Annotated in this window: 13 protein-coding genes; 10 read left to right on the top strand and 3 right to left on the bottom strand. The window is 48.6% G+C overall.

All coding sequences use genetic code 11. From position 1 onward, the window contains the following. Positions 1-42 precede the first annotated feature (42 nt). Positions 43-936 (top strand): LysR substrate-binding domain-containing protein, encoded by an 894-nt coding sequence (locus CEQ32_RS22520; protein ID WP_088586914.1) that lies wholly within the window; start codon positions 43-45, stop codon positions 934-936. Between the two features lie 396 nt (positions 937-1,332). On the opposite strand, the gene CEQ32_RS22530 is transcribed toward CEQ32_RS22520, so the two are convergent. Further along, complete coding sequence (locus CEQ32_RS22530) at positions 1,333-3,084, bottom strand: bifunctional metallophosphatase/5'-nucleotidase (protein ID WP_088586915.1); 1,752 nt, start codon at positions 3,082-3,084, stop codon at positions 1,333-1,335. A 95-nt stretch (positions 3,085-3,179) separates the two neighbouring features. Continuing rightward, positions 3,180-4,271: a CNNM domain-containing protein gene (locus CEQ32_RS22535; protein WP_037424927.1), complete on the bottom strand. Its 1,092-nt coding sequence runs from the start codon at positions 4,269-4,271 to the stop codon at positions 3,180-3,182. 144 nt (positions 4,272-4,415) lie between these two features. On the opposite strand from CEQ32_RS22535, the gene CEQ32_RS22540 reads away from it, so the two are divergent. The 8 genes from CEQ32_RS22540 to der all read left to right on the top strand — a co-directional run bounded on the left by CEQ32_RS22540 (position 4,416) and on the right by der (position 13,451). Further along, positions 4,416-5,537, top strand: a complete 1,122-nt coding sequence (locus CEQ32_RS22540; RefSeq protein WP_088586916.1) for a bifunctional tRNA (adenosine(37)-C2)-methyltransferase TrmG/ribosomal RNA large subunit methyltransferase RlmN — start codon at positions 4,416-4,418, stop codon at positions 5,535-5,537. A 32-nt stretch (positions 5,538-5,569) separates the two neighbouring features. Then, positions 5,570-6,358: a type IV pilus biogenesis/stability protein PilW gene (pilW, locus tag CEQ32_RS22545; protein WP_037420698.1), complete on the top strand. Its 789-nt coding sequence runs from the start codon at positions 5,570-5,572 to the stop codon at positions 6,356-6,358. Continuing rightward, on the top strand, positions 6,355-7,479 hold the full coding sequence (locus tag CEQ32_RS22550) for a RodZ domain-containing protein (protein ID WP_055648335.1): 1,125 nt from the start codon (positions 6,355-6,357) through the stop codon (positions 7,477-7,479). Before pilW ends, CEQ32_RS22550 begins: the two co-directional genes overlap by 4 nt. Positions 7,480-7,521: 42 nt before the next feature. Next, positions 7,522-8,637, top strand: a complete 1,116-nt coding sequence (gene ispG / locus CEQ32_RS22555) for a flavodoxin-dependent (E)-4-hydroxy-3-methylbut-2-enyl-diphosphate synthase (RefSeq protein WP_037420691.1) — start codon at positions 7,522-7,524, stop codon at positions 8,635-8,637. A 158-nt stretch (positions 8,638-8,795) separates the two neighbouring features. After that, positions 8,796-10,073, top strand: a complete 1,278-nt coding sequence (gene hisS / locus CEQ32_RS22560) for a histidine--tRNA ligase (RefSeq protein ID WP_055648334.1) — start codon at positions 8,796-8,798, stop codon at positions 10,071-10,073. A 12-nt stretch (positions 10,074-10,085) separates the two neighbouring features. Next, positions 10,086-10,706, top strand: a complete 621-nt coding sequence (locus tag CEQ32_RS22565) for a tetratricopeptide repeat protein (RefSeq protein ID WP_055648333.1) — start codon at positions 10,086-10,088, stop codon at positions 10,704-10,706. An 11-nt stretch (positions 10,707-10,717) separates the two neighbouring features. Then, positions 10,718-11,905, top strand: a complete 1,188-nt coding sequence (gene bamB, locus CEQ32_RS22570) for an outer membrane protein assembly factor BamB (protein ID WP_037424915.1) — start codon at positions 10,718-10,720, stop codon at positions 11,903-11,905. 79 nt (positions 11,906-11,984) lie between these two features. Further along, a complete protein-coding gene (gene der / locus CEQ32_RS22575; protein ID WP_037420678.1) occupies positions 11,985-13,451 on the top strand; it encodes a ribosome biogenesis GTPase Der in 1,467 nt (488 codons plus the stop codon). A gap of 129 nt (positions 13,452-13,580) precedes the next feature. Here der and xseA read toward each other — a convergent pair whose 3' ends face one another. Beyond that, positions 13,581-14,927, bottom strand: a complete 1,347-nt coding sequence (gene xseA, locus CEQ32_RS22580; protein WP_088586917.1) for an exodeoxyribonuclease VII large subunit — start codon at positions 14,925-14,927, stop codon at positions 13,581-13,583. A gap of 122 nt (positions 14,928-15,049) precedes the next feature. Here xseA and guaB point away from each other — a divergent pair, with 122 nt between their 5' ends. Next, entirely contained in the window at positions 15,050-16,516 is a 1,467-nt protein-coding gene (gene guaB, locus CEQ32_RS22585) for an IMP dehydrogenase (protein WP_037420671.1), read from the top strand. Positions 16,517-16,559: the final 43 nt, after the last annotated feature.

Genomic DNA, 16,559 nt, shown 5'->3' on the forward strand with positions numbered 1-16,559 from the left:
ATTTTCAAAGTATATTTCAAAAAATTTGAATATGGAGCGGTTATGTTGCCAGTGATGAGTCTCGATGGATTGATAGTGCTAGATGCTATTGATAAGAAAGGCAGTTTTTCGGCTGCGGCTGAATCCTTATTCCGAGTGCCATCGGCGCTGACCTATACAGTGCAGAAATTAGAGAGCGACTTAGGGGTAAAATTATTTGAACGTAAGGGGCAGCGCGCCGAGCTGACCTTAGTTGGCCAACTGGTATTACGCCAAGGGCGGGAGATCTTAGCCGCCACCGCAAGGCTTGAAGAGGCGGTTCGGCAACTCGAAACCGGCTGGGAGTCGGCGTTAACCTTAGCCATAGACACTGTAGTGCCCGATTTACCACTGTTAAAACTGATTGCTGAATTTACCGAGTTAGGTAAACAGGTGACCATCAATATCACTGAGGAGTCATTGGGTGGCGGTTGGGATGCACTGTATTCGGGCCGCGCCGATATTGCCATTGGGGTCACGGGGGAGTTACCTAAGGGGCAATATCACTTAGTTGAGATCGGTATGCTTGAATTCATCTTTGCCCTTGCGCCTCACCACCCCTTAGCGCAGTTTGACCATCCAATCCCGACCGAAGCCTTGTTGCAATTTCCCTCCGTGGTGGTGGCCGACAGCTCAACGGCGCTCGCGCAGCGCTCCAGTGGGTTATTTGATAGTCGACAAGTCATCCGCGTGCCGAACATGCAGACCAAGATTAAAGCGCAGCAACTTGGGCTAGGTGTAGGTTATCTTCCCAAGCATTTGATCCGCGAAGAACTCGCTTCAGGCGCATTAGTCGCGTGCAAGGTTGAGATCCCAAGACCAGCGCAGCCAGTGTTTCTAGCGTGGCGCAAGGGCAGCCAAGGCAAGGCGCAGGCGTGGTTTGCCGAGCGTTTGCCCCATTGCGACTGGTTGTTTTAGTGGGATGTAAAGTGCACGTGCTGCTAGTGGATTGAGTTAATCACAGTACTTAACCATTGCTAGGGCGTGTTGACGTTTCGAGATTAAATTTTGTTCGTTCTGGCAAGCTCGTGCTCGCGAAACGAGGAATGATGTGTAGTTATTCTACTCAAATGACGAGTGACAAAGAGAACGAGATTGCTAGACGAACCCTTCGGGCAGCGTTTGGCTGGCGTTTCTGCTGCGTTATCGTCCGTTTATGTAGAATAACTACACTGTACGGACTTTACCTTGCATAAACGCCAGCCAAACTGCTGCAAAAATAACCCTGAAACGTCAACACGCCCTAAGTACTGTGATGAATTAAGAGGGCAGGGCTTTGTGGCAGCGCTGATACACATCCCTGACACCGGGCGCTTACACTGAACGTTTTACATGGCTGGTGTAATGCACATGGGGGGAGAGCAAGTCCGCTAAATTGGGGTTGGGTGCCCGATTGAGGAAGCGAATAAAAGCCTGGGGTAGGGTGAGCGTCTCAATCGGCTCTTGCCAGCGTGCCTGTAACAGTGGGTGATAACCTTCTTTCCCCGCAGCGGTATAAGAGGTCGATACCCCCACATAGAGCGCATCGGGCTCCACTGGATACCAGAGTGATAATCCATCCTGCTGCATCATTTCTAGCTTGAATAAACGTTCCCCTAAGGGGCGTCTGCCATCGTAGTAATAACGCAATCCATAGGTATAGGGGAAGCTGCCAGCGCCTGTGCCGCGTACACTGTTATTGGTAGCGGCGTTAATCGCCGACTCCAGCGCCTGATACAGAAATTGGCCATGGATTTCGTATTTGACTAATGGCAGTTCGAAGGGCAGCAATTGGCCCAACACATCGGCGAGGGTCAGTCTGCCTTGGGCGACCGATTGCCTGACACCACCCGCATTATGCAGGGCAAAGTGGATGCGAGGGTCTTCAAGTTTAGCCTCTTGGAACATACTGCGACTTACCCAAGGCGCGATTTCACTGCCATGGGGCAGCGCCTTAGAAGGTAGTCTGGTGTGTACCAGATTCTTAGGCACTAGAGCTAAGACTTTGTTTTCCATCTCGGCAATCGCAGGGCGATAGATATCGTGGATCACGCCATGAATATCTTCATCGGCTTGATCCCACAATATATAGGGATGTTCATCAAAGCGTTGGCGCACGGCTTGATAGTCGGTGTCATCCACTTGCTCACTCGAACTCAACATAAACTGCTTATCGAGCATAAAGTAGTTGCCACCGCTCAGCTTGGTAACGCGGCCTTCGATATCAAATTCAATCTCTGCTAAGCCTAGGGTTTCGGCGTATTTGCCTGCATGTACTATTGGAGTGCCGTTAACCCTTTCACCGTAAGGCAAGTGACTGAGCCCGAGAGCCGTAAAATCGCCCTGGAGGGTATGGGTATGGCCGCCTACGATAAGGCTGATACCATCGACTTGTTCTGCGAGCCGTTTATCCTGATCTAAACCTAAATGACTCAGCACAATAATGTGCTTAATGCCTTTGGCATGCAGATGCGAGACGGTTCGCGCCGTGGTCGCAATCGCATCGACAAAGTGGGTATCGGGATCGGGTCTGGCAATGTCCTTCATCTGATCCAGAGTAATGCCGATGACGGCGAGCTTTTTGTCATAGAAGGGCTTTTCGAGGTAGCTGGCAAGCTGTGTTTTTTCATCATAGGCTAGAATATTCGCCACAGTACGCAGGTTACCCGGCTTGCGGATATCCTCTTGGCTCAAGTCCATATTCCCCGCCAGCAGCGGGAAATCGATTTGCTTGGCAAATTCGGCGAGCCGCGCATTACCTTCGTCAATATCGTGGTTGCCAATTACCATTGCATCTGGGGCAAGTAAATTCAGCAGATGGGCGTTGGCTTTACCCTTAAAATGGCTGAAATACAGTGTGCCTTGGAAACTGTCGCCCCCATGCAAAAATAAAAACGGGGTATTGCTTCGGGTGGCTTGCTCGCGCGCTTGGCTAATTTGATATCCCAAACGAGCGTAACCACCACTGTGGCTGGTAATATCTAAGGACTTAAGCCCAAGATTAAGGGGAAAATGTACGCGGCTAGGCTCAAAATTCGAATGGGTATCGTTGATGTGCGCGAGTGAGAGAGTGTATCTCTGTGTCATAACTTACCTCTTTTACGGCGGGAGATTATAACCTTCTCATCAAAAACAAGAAAGGGAGCTAAGCTCCCTTTACTTTAACAATGACTAAATCAAGATTAACCCGAGCGTGCTTCATCATCGTCGGCTGCGGCTTCGAAGTCGCCATCATCGGAGAGGCGAATGCCTTTTTGCTTCATGCGTTTGGTCCAGAGTTTACGCGCCAATTGCTGCATGTCGGTCGCGGGGTCATTCACATCGACAATCTCTAATCCCAGTAGCGACTCGATAATATCTTCTTGGGTCACAATACCTTGGCTACTGCCGTATTCGTCAACCACCATGGCAATTTGGGTGTTGCGCTTAATCATCCGCTCAAATAACGGCAGGATTTTGGCCGTTTCGGGTACGACAAACAGGCTACGCTTGAGTTCGCCAATTGGCGCGTCAGGAGTATAACGCTCAGCCAGCAACACATCGGTGCGGGTGATATAGCCAATAATATCATCGTGGTCCTGATCGTATACCGGAATACGGGTAAAAGGCTTGTCACGATATTCTTGCACAAACTCATTTTGCGTCAGTGAAATAGGCAAAGAGAACATCACGGTGCGCGGCGTCATAATCGCGGTAACGGGCACATCACGCACCTTAAGCATTTGGGTCAAAATCTTGGATTCTTGTTCGTCTAACTCACCGGATTCTTGACCGATTTTGGCCATCGCGCTCATTTCTTGGCGAATATATTGGCCTTCTTCACCTTTACCTAGCAGGCGAGTCACTTGCTGCGACATCCAAATTAATGGCTGGGTAGCACGCTTCATCCACGTAATGGCAATCGATACGCTTGGGGCTAAACGGCGCCAGTGGTTGGCTCCGACAGATTTAGGAATAATCTCTGAGAAGAACAGAATAATAAAGGTTAACACTCCGGAGAAAACGCCGAGCATATCATCCCCAAAGACCTTAGCGGCTTGCGCACCAGCAACGGCGGCACCTACGGTATGGGCAACAGTATTGAGGGTCAAAATAGACACCAATGGCGCTTCGATGTTCTCTTTCAGTTTACGCAACCTTGTCGCCGCAGCACTGTCAGTTTGTTCGAGCGTAGCGATATAACTAGGGGTAACCGAGAGCAACACGGCTTCGAATACACTGCACAGAAAAGAAACTGCAACAGCGACAAGCACTATAATGATGAGGGTTAACATATTGGTGGTATTACAACTCCATAATTTAGGCCAACATTGACCCTCGGCGATTCTAGCATAGGAGAATGGAGTTGCTGGCTAAAATTTTTCTGCGTCTGTATAATTCGCCGCCCTGTTGCAGGTTTTGGTGTTGAGGTTAGTCCTATGAGTGAAAAAAAGATCAATTTATTAGACCTTGATCGTAAAGCGATGCGGGCATTATTTGCCGATCTGGGTGAGAAGCCTTTCCGTGCCGATCAGCTGATGAAGTGGATCTATCATTTCGGTGTCAGTGACTTCGAAGAGATGACTAACATCAACAAAGTGTTACGCCAAAAACTGGCGGCGCGCTGTGAGATTGTGGCGCCCGAGATTTCCAGCTATCAAAAATCCGCCGATGGCACCATTAAGTTCGCCATCCATGTCGGTGAAGGCCAAGAGGTCGAAACAGTTTATATTCCTGAAGATGATCGCGCTACCTTGTGTGTGTCGTCCCAAGTGGGCTGTGCCCTCGAATGTACTTTCTGCTCTACGGCGCAGCAAGGCTTTAACCGCAACCTAACTGTCTCAGAAATCGTTGGCCAAATTTGGCGTGTTTCGCATTTCTTAGGATTCGCGAAAGATACTGGCGAGCGCCCTATTACCAACGTGGTGATGATGGGGATGGGGGAGCCTCTACTTAACCTTGCTAACGTGATCCCTGCAATGGACATCATGCTAGACGATTTTGGCTTTAGTCTGTCAAAACGTCGCGTAACGCTATCGACCTCAGGCGTTGTTCCAGCATTAGACAAATTAGGTGATGCCCTCGATGTCGCATTGGCCGTCAGTATTCATGCGCCAAACGATGACCTGCGCGATATTCTGGTTCCGGTGAATAAAAAGTATCCACTGCAGGAGTTCCTTGCGGGGATACGCCGTTACATAGCCAAATCTAACGCTAACCGTGGTCGTGTCACTGTGGAATATGTGATGCTCGATCACATCAACGACAGTACCGAACAAGCCCATGAATTAGCACAATTAATGAAGGATACCCCCTGTAAGGTAAACCTTATTCCGTTTAACCCATACCCAGGTTCACCCTATGGTCGTTCGTCAAACTCGCGCATCGACCGTTTTTCGAAAGTGTTAATGGAATATGGCTTAACCGTGATTGTGCGTAAGACCCGTGGTGACGATATTGATGCCGCCTGTGGACAGCTGGCTGGGGATATTCGCGATCGAACCAAGCGTTTAGCAAAAAAACGCATGCAAGAAAATCAGATTTCGGTCACAATGAATTAACTCTTTGTTTGCACAGATTTATAGGCTTGCCCATGAAGCATGGATTGTCAGGGTTTTCATTAGCAATAGCCCTGTCATTATTAGTGACAGGATGCGTAACTGAGCGTACCTATTCAGGGACTGATATTCCGGTGTCGGAGCGAAAACTGGATAAAGTTGCCGCTGCGCGGGAGCGTATGCAGCTCGGTTTAACCTACCTTAATCGAGGTAACTCGGAACAAGCCAAGTATAATCTTGATAAAGCAATCGAATATGCGCCAGAGCTCGAAGATGTGCATGTGGCAATGGCTTATTACTATCAAACCGTAGGCGATTTAGTACGTACCGAACAGGCGTATCAGGACGCTATCAATACTAAGGACGCCTCTGGCGATTCCATGAATAACTTTGGGGTGTTTTTGTGCCAACAAAAGCAATACGAAAAAGCTGAAAAAATGTTTTTGGCTGCAATAGAAATGCCCAAATATACGCGTACCGCATCCAGTTATGAAAACTTAGGTCTTTGCAGCAGAGACGCGGGACGAGCAGAAAAGGCACGACAGTATTTTCAGATGGCGTTAAAGTATGACCCGAGACGCTCGGTGTCTTTACTGGAGCTGGTTGAGCTTGGGATAGATAAAGGTGATTATGTTGATGCGCGTAACCAGTTAGCGCGTTACCACCAAGTTGCGGCCCAGACTCCAGAGAGTTTAACGCTCGGAATAAAAATTGAGCAGGCGTTGAATGATGATGCTGCCATGAAGCGATTTGGCATTTTATTGCTTGCCAAATTCCCAGCATCGCCTCAAGCCAAGCAATATAGAGTTAATTTGCATCAATGAAAGATAACGAAATGAACGCGTCAGTAGAACCAGTGACAACAGAAGAAGCTGAGTCGACGCCTAATGTAACGCTCGGAAGCGTACTCAAAACAGCTCGTGAGCAGATGGGCTTGAGCATTGCAGAGACAGCTGTGAAGCTGCATTTGCGGCCTGGTATTGTTGAAAATCTCGAAGCCGATGATTTTTCTAATATTGCCTCATCAACCTACGTACGCGGATACGTTAAAAATTATGCGCGTATGCTTGGGGTCGACAACACGCTCATCGAAGCCTGTCTCGCAAGGCAGGTGCCCTATGTAACACAGCCTGCGATGCAAAGTTTTTCTCGTAAGACCACTTATCAAGCTCGTGACACTAAATTAAAGTGGCTGAGCTTTTTTATTGTCATCGTGTTGCTCGGTCTGTTTGTGCTTTGGTGGATGCAACGAACGACGCTAGTGACTCATGTCGATATTTCAAAACCAACCGCTGAAGAGTTAGCCGCGGCGAATCAAACCTTGCCGGGTGATGTTTTGCTCACCGAAACGGATGCGAGTGCACGTTTGAGTGAGATCGCGGTCAACGGTTCAATGGCGACCGATGGTCCAGTAAAAGATACTGATGCTAGTACTATTGACCCGAATATCAGTGATATGGCAGCAATGGAAGCTGGGCAGGTGTCTGCCAATTCGACAGTCAATGCGAGTGAGCCTAATACTCCCCCAAGTGCATCAGGTGCGGTGCAAACGGCAGGGGTGACTGCGCAAAACACGCTTTCTACACAAAATTCTTCTGCAACAAACGCAGCGGCTCAAAATGTACCAACAGCCAGCGCGCCGGTGAACAGTGCCACGCCAGCGGCTTCGAGTGAACAAACCATGCCTGTGGTTGCTGGACAATCCAATATCAATATTCAACTCACGGGTGATTGCTGGATCAACATCGTCGATGCCAAGGGCAAAGCGATTGTTGATGGGGTCCGAGGTGCTGGCGCAACTATTCAAGCCAGTGGTGTGCCTCCGTTTAAAGTGATCTTAGGCGCGCCGACTGTTGTGTCTAGTTTTACGGTTGATGGTAAAGCCATCAGTCTTGCTGAATTTCCTAAGGGTCGTGTTGCGCGTTTGACTATCCCACAGGCTTAAGTCTCACGCTTAACGCAGAGTACCGAAAAGAGCGTATTGAGTATGTATAACGAAACACCCATTAAGAGACGTCCTTCAACCCGCATTTATGTGGGCAATGTACCCATTGGTGATGGTGCACCGATTGCAGTGCAGTCAATGACCAACACTAAAACGACTGATGTTGAGGCGACCATTGCCCAAATTCGCGCCTTAGAAAAAGTGGGTGCCGACATTGTGCGTGTCTCTGTGCCGACCATGGACGCGGCCGAGGCTTTTAAAGTGATTAAGCAATCGGTGTCAGTGCCCTTGGTTGCCGATATCCACTTCGATTACCGTATCGCCTTAAAAGTGGCGGAATATGGGGTGGACTGTTTGCGTATCAACCCAGGCAATATCGGTAACGAAGAGCGTATCCGCAGTGTGGTGGAGTGCGCCCGCGATAAAAACATTCCAATTCGTATCGGGGTTAATGGTGGTTCATTAGAGAAAGATCTGATGGACAAATACAAAGAACCTACGCCAGAAGCCCTGCTCGAATCGGCCATGCGCCATGTGGACATTCTCGACCGTTTGAACTTCGACCAATTTAAGGTCAGCGTAAAAGCCTCCGATGTGTTCTTAGCGGTAGAATCCTATCGTTTATTGGCTAAGCAAATTCGTCAGCCATTGCATTTAGGTATTACCGAAGCGGGTGGTGCCCGTGCCGGTGCGGTGAAATCAGCCGTCGGCTTAGGCATGCTGCTTGCCGAAGGCATTGGTGATACGCTGCGTATTTCCTTGGCGGCCGATCCGGTGGAAGAAATCAAAGTCGGCTTTGATATTCTAAAGTCACTGCGTATCCGTAGCCGTGGCATTAACTTTATTGCGTGTCCTTCTTGCTCACGTCAAGAGTTCGATGTGATCAGCACAGTAAATGAGTTAGAACGCCGCCTTGAAGATGTGACGACCGCGATGGATGTGTCGATCATCGGCTGTGTGGTCAATGGCCCAGGTGAAGCCTTAGTGTCGCACATTGGCTTAACGGGTGGTCATCGTAAGAGTGGTTACTACGATGAAGGTGAGCGTCAAAAAGAGCGTTTCGACAATGATAACCTAGTCGATTCCCTCGAAGCTAAAATTCGCGCCAAGGCGAGCCAAATGGCTAACCGCATCCAAGTGAAAGACACTACTGAGTAACAACCGCAGCCGAATAACCTCATAGGTTAAGCGTTATAAAAACATTCAAGGCTTGAGCTAGACCTCGAAACTGACGGGGTCATTTTACGTTTAGTGTTGAACAGCCTATAATGCCTGACATTTTTTATTAATTTAGCGAAATCGGACGAGTCGATACAGTGGCAAAACAGATCCAAGCGATTCGCGGAATGAATGACATTCTGCCAACTCAAAGTCCTCTATGGCAAAAAGTGGAAGCGGTACTACGTTCAAGCGTTGCTGCTTATGGTTACAGTGAGATCCGCACTCCAATAGTGGAAAATACCGATCTTTTTAAACGCTCTATCGGTGAAGTGACTGATATTGTTGAAAAAGAAATGTATACCTTCGAAGACCGTAATGGTGATAGCCTAACGTTACGCCCCGAAGGTACCGCTTCGACTGTACGTGCCGGCAATGAGCATGGCCTGCTCTATAACCAAGAACAACGTTTGTGGTACATGGGCCCCATGTTTCGTCATGAACGTCCACAAAAAGGTCGTTACCGCCAATTCCATCAATTTGGTGTTGAAGTCTACGGTATTGGTAGCGCTGATATCGACGCCGAAGTGTTGATGTTATCTGCCCGTCTATGGGAAAAACTCGGCATTAGCGAGCATGTGACGCTTGAGCTGAACACTTTAGGCGATCCTGCCGAGCGCGCCGCCTACCGTGAAGCCTTGATAGCCTTTTTAGAGCAACATAAGGACAAACTAGACGAAGATAGCCAGCGCCGTATGTACAGCAATCCGCTGCGCGTATTGGACTCAAAAGATCCCCAAGTGCAAAGCATTTTAGGTGATGCGCCTGCGCTGATGGATTACTTAGGCGAAGAATCCTCACAACATTTTGCACAATTGCGTGAACTCCTCGACGCGGTTGGCATCCAATACCGAGTTAACCCGCGCTTAGTCCGTGGTCTGGATTACTACAATCGCACGGTTTTTGAATGGGTTACCAATAGCTTAGGCTCTCAAGGCACAGTACTTGCGGGCGGTCGCTACGATGGTTTAGTTGCTCAATTGGGCGGTAAAGATACGCCAGCCGTCGGTTTTGCGATGGGATTAGAGCGCATCGTTTTACTGCTTGAAACCTTAGAGCTGACCCAAGATATCCCAGCGGCTGTTGATGTGTATGTCGCGGCGATGGGGGATAGCTGTTTGGTTGAAGCCATTAAAGTGGCGCAGGAGTTACGCTCAGCATTGCCCACTCTGCGAGTCATGAGTCACTGTGGTGGTGGCAATCTGAAGAAACAAATGAAGCGTGCCGATAAAAGCGGCGCTCAAGTAGCCTTACTGATTGGCGAAGAAGAACTCGCCGAAGGTGTGGTTACCGTAAAATACTTACGCAATGACAACGAACAACAACGGGTCGCTCGAAATGCATTAAACGCATTTTTAGCTGAACTTAGCAAATAAGGGGACGTGCGCGTGGAAATTTATAGCACAGAAGAACAACAAGTTGATGCTATCAAACAGTTCTGGAAAGACTATGGAACCTCGATTGTTATCGGGGCGGTCGTTGGTTTAGGCGGCCTGTACGGTTGGAACTCTTATTCCGACATGAAAATCGTGAAGGCCGAAGAAGCATCACAGGCGTTCCAAACCTTAACCACCAAATCAAGCGATGAAGCGGCTATGATTGCTGGCGTGGCTGAGTTTTCGAAAAATTACGACCAAAAGGGCTATCAATCACTGCTAGACCTGATCGTTGCGAAAACAGCGGTGGAAGCAAAAGATTTTCCTAAGGCCGAAGAAGCTCTGAAGAAAGTGATTGCTGCTAAGCCAGGTGCCGGATTAGACACTATTGCAACATTGCGTTTAGCGCGTATTCAGGCTGAACAAGGTCAAGTTGACACTGCGTTAACCACGCTAGATCAAGTGACTGATAAGGCTTTTTTAGCACAACGTGAAGAACTGAAAGGTGACTTCTTTGTTCGTCAAGGCCAAGCCGATAAAGCGAAAACTGCTTATCAGGCAGCAATGGATAACGGCGGTGTTGTGACCAGCCCTGCACTTAAAATCAAACTTGATAACTTAAATCAAGCATAAGGGATCCCTTGATGAAGTCTTGGTGCAAGAACCTGCTAGCCGCTGGGTTAAGCCTAGCCATGTTATCCGCCTGTTCTTCTAGTGATGTGGAAGAAGAACCGGTAAGTGAGTTAACTGCGATTCAGGCGACAGTATTTCCTGAAGTAAGTTGGAGCGCCTCTGTAGGTGATGGTGTTGGTGATTATTACTCTCGCCTTACCCCTGCAGTTCGTTACGGTAAAATTTTTGCGGCCGACCGTTATGGTGAAGTCGTTGCTTTTGATGAAGCAACGGGTGAACAGGTTTGGAAAAAAGATTTTAGTGAAGAGTTCCGTGATAACGCCTTAGCCAAAAACAAAGGCGCACGTTTGGCCGCTGGTGTAACAGCGGCACGCAATAAGCTCTTTATCGGCGGTGAGAGTGGCCTTTTGGCTGCGCTGAATGCAGAAGACGGCCAAGTATTATGGCATGTGATTGCGGGTGGCGAATTGTTATCTAAGCCAACCGTGGCTGACGACGTTGTGGTGGTGAGCACCAGTTCAGGTTCATTTGAAGCCTATAACGTTGATACTGGCGCAAAACTGTGGGTTTATAACATGCAGTTGCCTAACCTGACGCTCCGGGGAACGGGTTCAGCAGCTTATGAAGCGGGTGGTTTCTTTATTGGTACCGCCGATGGCAAAGTGGCTGTTGTCGTCAAAAACAACGGTCAAGCTGCGTGGGAGCAAGCCATCTATAATCCTACAGGTGGCAATGAGTTTACCCGTATGGCCGATGTGGATATGACACCGTTGATCCTCGGCGATAACTTATATGCGGTGAGCTACAACGGTAACTTGGTGTCGATGGAACTGCGCACCGGACGGATTATTTGGACTCGTAAGTACTCAAGCTTCAATGAGTTAGCTACGGCGGGTTTAAGTTTGTTCTTGGTTGATGACCATAGTCGTATCTATTCAGTGGATAGACGTAACGGTTTAGAGTTGTGGAGCAACTCTGAGCTGGTCAATCGCACACTCACTTCACCAGAGGTATATAAAGACTATTTGGTCGTGGGTGATTTTGAAGGTTATCTGCACTTTATCGACCGCAGCACAGGCAGTATTGTCGGTCGTATCCAAGTGGACAGCTCTGGATTATTCAGCCAGCCATTAGTGGTGGATGATAAAATCTACGTGCAAGGTCGCAGCGGAAAGTTAGCTGTTGTAACACTTCCTTAGTTAAAAGTGTTATCCTTGTAGAGCCCCTGGAAGTGTGTTCCGGGGGCTTTTTATTGAAAAGTTTTTTAGAGGCGAAATCATGATCCCTGTAGTGGCCCTTGTTGGTCGGCCGAACGTCGGTAAATCCACCTTATTTAACCGCCTTACGCGTACGCGTGATGCACTGGTTGCTGACTTTCCTGGCCTAACACGTGACCGTAAATATGGTCGAGCATTCTTATCCGGCTATGAGTTTATTGTGGTGGATACTGGCGGTATCGACGGCACTGAAGAGGGGATCGAAACTAAGATGGCCGAGCAGTCCCTTGCCGCTATCGAAGAAGCCGATGTTGTCTTATTTATGACCGACGCGCGTGCTGGGTTAACCGCTGCGGATTTGTCTATCGCTCAGCATTTACGTAGCCGCCAAAAAACCACCTTTGTGGTGGCTAACAAGATTGACGGTATTGATGCTGACTCAGCCTGCGCCGAATTTTGGTCTTTGGGTTTAGGTGAAGTCTATCAAATGGCGGCCGCCCAAGGCCGCGGTGTAACCAATATGATTGAGTACGCCTTAACTCCTTATGCTGAAGCCATGGGCATTGAGCGCCAAGGCGAAGAGGAAGAAGTTGACGAGCGTCAGTACACTGAAGAAGAAGCTGAGGCTGAGCAAAAGCGTTTACAGGACTTACCGATCAAACTCGCCATCATCGGTAAACCTAACGTGGGTAAATCGACTCTAACCAACCGTATCTTAGGTGAAGAGCGTGTGGTGGTTTATGACGAACCAGGCACCACTCGTGACAGTATTTACATTCCGATGGAACGCGATGGTCGCGAATACGTGATTATCGATACTGCTGGTGTACGTCGCCGCAGTAAAGTCCATGAAGTGATTGAAAAGTTCTCGGTGATTAAAACCCTCAAAGCGGTTGAAGATGCTAACGTGGTGTTACTTATCATCGACGCCCGTGAAGGCGTTGCCGAGCAAGATCTTGGCCTATTAGGGTTTGCCCTAAACGCAGGCCGCGCGTTAGTGATTGCCGTTAACAAGTGGGATGGCATCGACCAAGGCATTAAAGACCGTGTTAAGAGTGAACTCGACCGTCGTTTAGGCTTTATCGACTTTGCCCGTATTCACTTTATTTCGGCGCTGCATGGCACGGGTGTTGGCCATCTGTTTGAGTCGATTGAAGAAGCTTACGACAGTGCGACTCGCCGCGTGAGCACCTCAATGCTGACCCGCATTATGCAAATGTCGCAGGATGACCATCAGCCACCATTGGTGAACGGTCGCCGTGTGAAACTGAAATACGCCCACGCCGGTGGTTATAACCCGCCAATCGTGGTTATTCACGGTAACCAAGTCAGCAAGCTACCGGATTCTTACAAGCGCTACATGATGAACTACTTCCGCCGTTCATTAAAAGTGGTCGGTACGCCAATCCAACTGCGTTTCCAAGAGGGTGATAACCCGTTTGAAAACAAAGTGGAAAAGCTGACCATGAGCCAAGAGCGTCGCCGTAAACGCGCCTTGAGTCATATTAAAGACCGCAAGGCAAAATAAGACTCAAACGAAAAACCGAGTCATTTATTTAAGTGAATCAATAGAAAAGGAACCCTAGGGTTCCTTTTTTGTTTGTTCAATTGAGTGGAATTATTGGGGTGTTTGACTGGGTATCAGTCAAGTTGTGCATTATTCCCCTTGAATAACCTCGGTGACGGTAGAAACGACTTGTCCGCGCAATAGGCGGGTATGCATACTATCACCAACGTTTAGCAGGGCTGCATTCTCTATTACTTGATGATTTGCATCTGTTGTGATGCTATAGCCGCGACTTAAGGTGGCTAATGGACTGACAGTTTCCAGTTGATGGGCGGCATATTTAATTCGCAGCTCGCTTTGATTGAGTGTATCTTGCATTGCGTCCCGCAAACGCGTTGCTAAATAGCTCAAACGATTGGCCTCAAGTGCGAGTTTATGTTTTGGTGATTGTTGCTCGAGGCGGCTTGCCAGTTGCTGCTGACGGCGACTTAAGCCGTGCAATTTGTTAGACAATACGGCTTCGAGCCGTAATTGCATTTCATCGAAACGCTGCTCAAATTGCTGTAAGGTGCGTTTAGGGTCTAAGCGTTGCAGTCTGTGCTCGAGCAAACTTAAGCGTCTCTCTTGCTTGAGTTGATAGTGGCTTGCGCTTTGTTTAAGGCGGGCAAGTACTGTGGCTAAACGTTGGCTTTTATTATCACTGTCCTGTGAGAGCAGCTCTGCGCCTGCTGAGGGCGTTGGGGCACGCACATCGGCGACATAGTCGCTTATTGTGGTATCGACTTCATGGCCCACGGCACTCACTATGGGCAGTGCGCTGTTATAAATGGTATGGGCGAGCGCTTCGCTGTTAAAACACCATAAATCTTCTAACGAGCCACCGCCGCGGGTAAGTAGTAATACATCCACCTCAAGCCGTTGATTGGCGATATTGATCGCTTGGCAGATATTCATATCCGCGTTTTCACCCTGTACTTGTGTCGGGTAAATTATGACTTCAATCGATGGGTCACGACGTGCAAGGACATGCAAGACATCACGGATCGCCGCGCCCGTGGGGGAGGTGATGACCCCGATGCGTTGAATATTTTTCGGTAACTGACGTTTAGTGTCGGCGGCAAATAATCCCTGCGCGGCGAGCTTCATTTTGAGCGCTTCAAATTGCTGCGCGAGTAAACCATCCCCAGCGGGGAGCATTGATTCTATCAATAATTGATAGTCGCCCCGCGGCTCGTAAACGCTAATCGCACCTTTTACGATCACCTGCTGGCCATTCACGGGTTTAAAGCTCACGCTTTGGTTGCGCCCCTTAAACATGGCGCAGCGAATTTGTGAATAATGATCTTTAAGGGTTAAATACCAATGGCCTGAACTGGGGGCTGAAAAGTTGGAAATTTCCCCATTTAGCCAGATCTTACCCAGTTGCCCCTCAAGAATTTGTCTGACTTCACCATTGAGGCGTGAGACGGTATAAATATTATTTTTAGGGACTTGCATGTGTTTTCTCGCGCAAATGGGATTTTTTCACTATTTTCCATTTACCGCCCCCTAGATGCAAGGTATAATCCCGCCGCAATATTTCACCTCTAAAATCCTACTCAACTGGGGAGATGTTGCCTATGCTACGTTTAATTAAAGAAGCGCTAACTTTTGACGATGTGTTACTTGTTCCTGCGCATTCTACTGTACTCCCAAATACCGCCATTCTTAAAACTCGCCTGACCAATACCATTGAACTGAATATTCCGCTTGTGTCTGCCGCTATGGACACTGTGACCGAAGCGCGTCTTGCGATCGCCATGGCACAGGAAGGTGGCTTAGGTTTTATTCATAAAAACATGAGCATAGAAAAGCAGGCCGAAGAAGTTCGTAAAGTAAAAATTTACGAAGCAGGTGTAGTTCAACAACCTGTGACGGTAACGCCTTCAACCACGCTGGCTGATTTAAAAGTACTGACCGCCAAGAATGGTTTTGCGGGTTACCCTGTGGTCAACGAAGCCAATGAATTGGTGGGTATTATCACTGGCCGTGACGTACGTTTCGTGACTGACTGGAGCAAAACCGTAGAAGAAGTGATGACGCCTAAAGCGCGTTTAGTCACGGTTGCCGAAGGCACTAAGTTAGATGAAGTGCAAAAATTAATGCACTCAAACCGTATCGAAAAAGTGTTAGTTGTTGATGATAACTTCAAGCTGAAAGGCTTAATCACAGTTAAAGACTTCGAGAAAGCCGAGCGTAAACCTAACGCCTGTAAAGATGAGTTAGGTCGTTTACGTGTGGGCGCAGCCGTTGGTGCGGGTGCGGGTAACGAAGAGCGTGTCGATGCGCTGGTGAAAGCCGGCGTTGACGTGCTTCTTATTGACTCTTCTCACGGCCACTCTGAAGGCGTACTCCAACGTATCCGTGAAACCCGCGCTAAATACCCAGATTTACAAATTATTGGTGGTAACGTGGCGACAGCGGAAGGCGCATTGGCCCTAGTTGAAGCTGGTGTTAACGCGGTTAAAGTGGGTATTGGCCCTGGCTCTATCTGTACCACACGTATCGTGACGGGTGTGGGCGTGCCACAAATTACTGCGGTTTCTGATGCGGCCGAAGCCGTAAAAGGATTAGGTATCCCTGTTATCGCCGACGGCGGTGTGCGTTTCTCTGGCGACTTAGCCAAAGCGTTAGCGGCGGGTGCGTCATGCATTATGGCGGGCTCAATGTTTGCAGGTACTGATGAAGCGCCGGGCGAAACCGAGCTTTATCAAGGTCGCGCCTATAAGTCATACCGCGGTATGGGTTCTTTAGGCGCCATGTCTCAAGGTTCTTCCGATCGTTATTTCCAATCAGACAATGCTGCCGATAAGCTAGTGCCTGAAGGTATCGAGGGCCGTGTACCTTATAAAGGTAAACTTAAGGAAATCATCCATCAGCATATGGGTGGTTTACGTTCATGCATGGGTTTAACAGGCTGTGCCACTATCCAAGAGCTGAATGAAAAAGCCCAGTTTGTGAAAGTAACCTCTGCTGGCATGGGCGAGTCCCATGTGCACGATGTGACTATCACCAAAGAAGCGCCGAACTATCGTTCAGGTTCTTAAGCGTTTGTAATACCGGGGCGGCAGTTAGCCGCCCCAGTATTAA

The sequence above is a fragment of the Shewanella sp. FDAARGOS_354 genome (assembly GCF_002209245.2).
GTDB lineage: Bacteria > Pseudomonadota > Gammaproteobacteria > Enterobacterales > Shewanellaceae > Shewanella > Shewanella xiamenensis.

Coding starts and splice junctions, on each gene's coding strand:
- guaB (WP_037420671.1), top strand. CDS start 15,050: ATGCTACGTTTAATTAAAGAAGCGCTAACTTTTGACGATGTGTTACTT.
- ispG (WP_037420691.1), top strand. CDS start 7,522: ATGTATAACGAAACACCCATTAAGAGACGTCCTTCAACCCGCATTTAT.
- xseA (WP_088586917.1), bottom strand. CDS start 14,927: ATGCAAGTCCCTAAAAATAATATTTATACCGTCTCACGCCTCAATGGT.
- CEQ32_RS22550 (WP_055648335.1), top strand. CDS start 6,355: ATGAAAGATAACGAAATGAACGCGTCAGTAGAACCAGTGACAACAGAA.
- der (WP_037420678.1), top strand. CDS start 11,985: ATGATCCCTGTAGTGGCCCTTGTTGGTCGGCCGAACGTCGGTAAATCC.
- pilW (WP_037420698.1), top strand. CDS start 5,570: ATGAAGCATGGATTGTCAGGGTTTTCATTAGCAATAGCCCTGTCATTA.
- bamB (WP_037424915.1), top strand. CDS start 10,718: ATGAAGTCTTGGTGCAAGAACCTGCTAGCCGCTGGGTTAAGCCTAGCC.
- CEQ32_RS22530 (WP_088586915.1), bottom strand. CDS start 3,084: ATGACACAGAGATACACTCTCTCACTCGCGCACATCAACGATACCCAT.
- CEQ32_RS22540 (WP_088586916.1), top strand. CDS start 4,416: ATGAGTGAAAAAAAGATCAATTTATTAGACCTTGATCGTAAAGCGATG.
- CEQ32_RS22535 (WP_037424927.1), bottom strand. CDS start 4,271: ATGTTAACCCTCATCATTATAGTGCTTGTCGCTGTTGCAGTTTCTTTT.
- CEQ32_RS22520 (WP_088586914.1), top strand. CDS start 43: ATGTTGCCAGTGATGAGTCTCGATGGATTGATAGTGCTAGATGCTATT.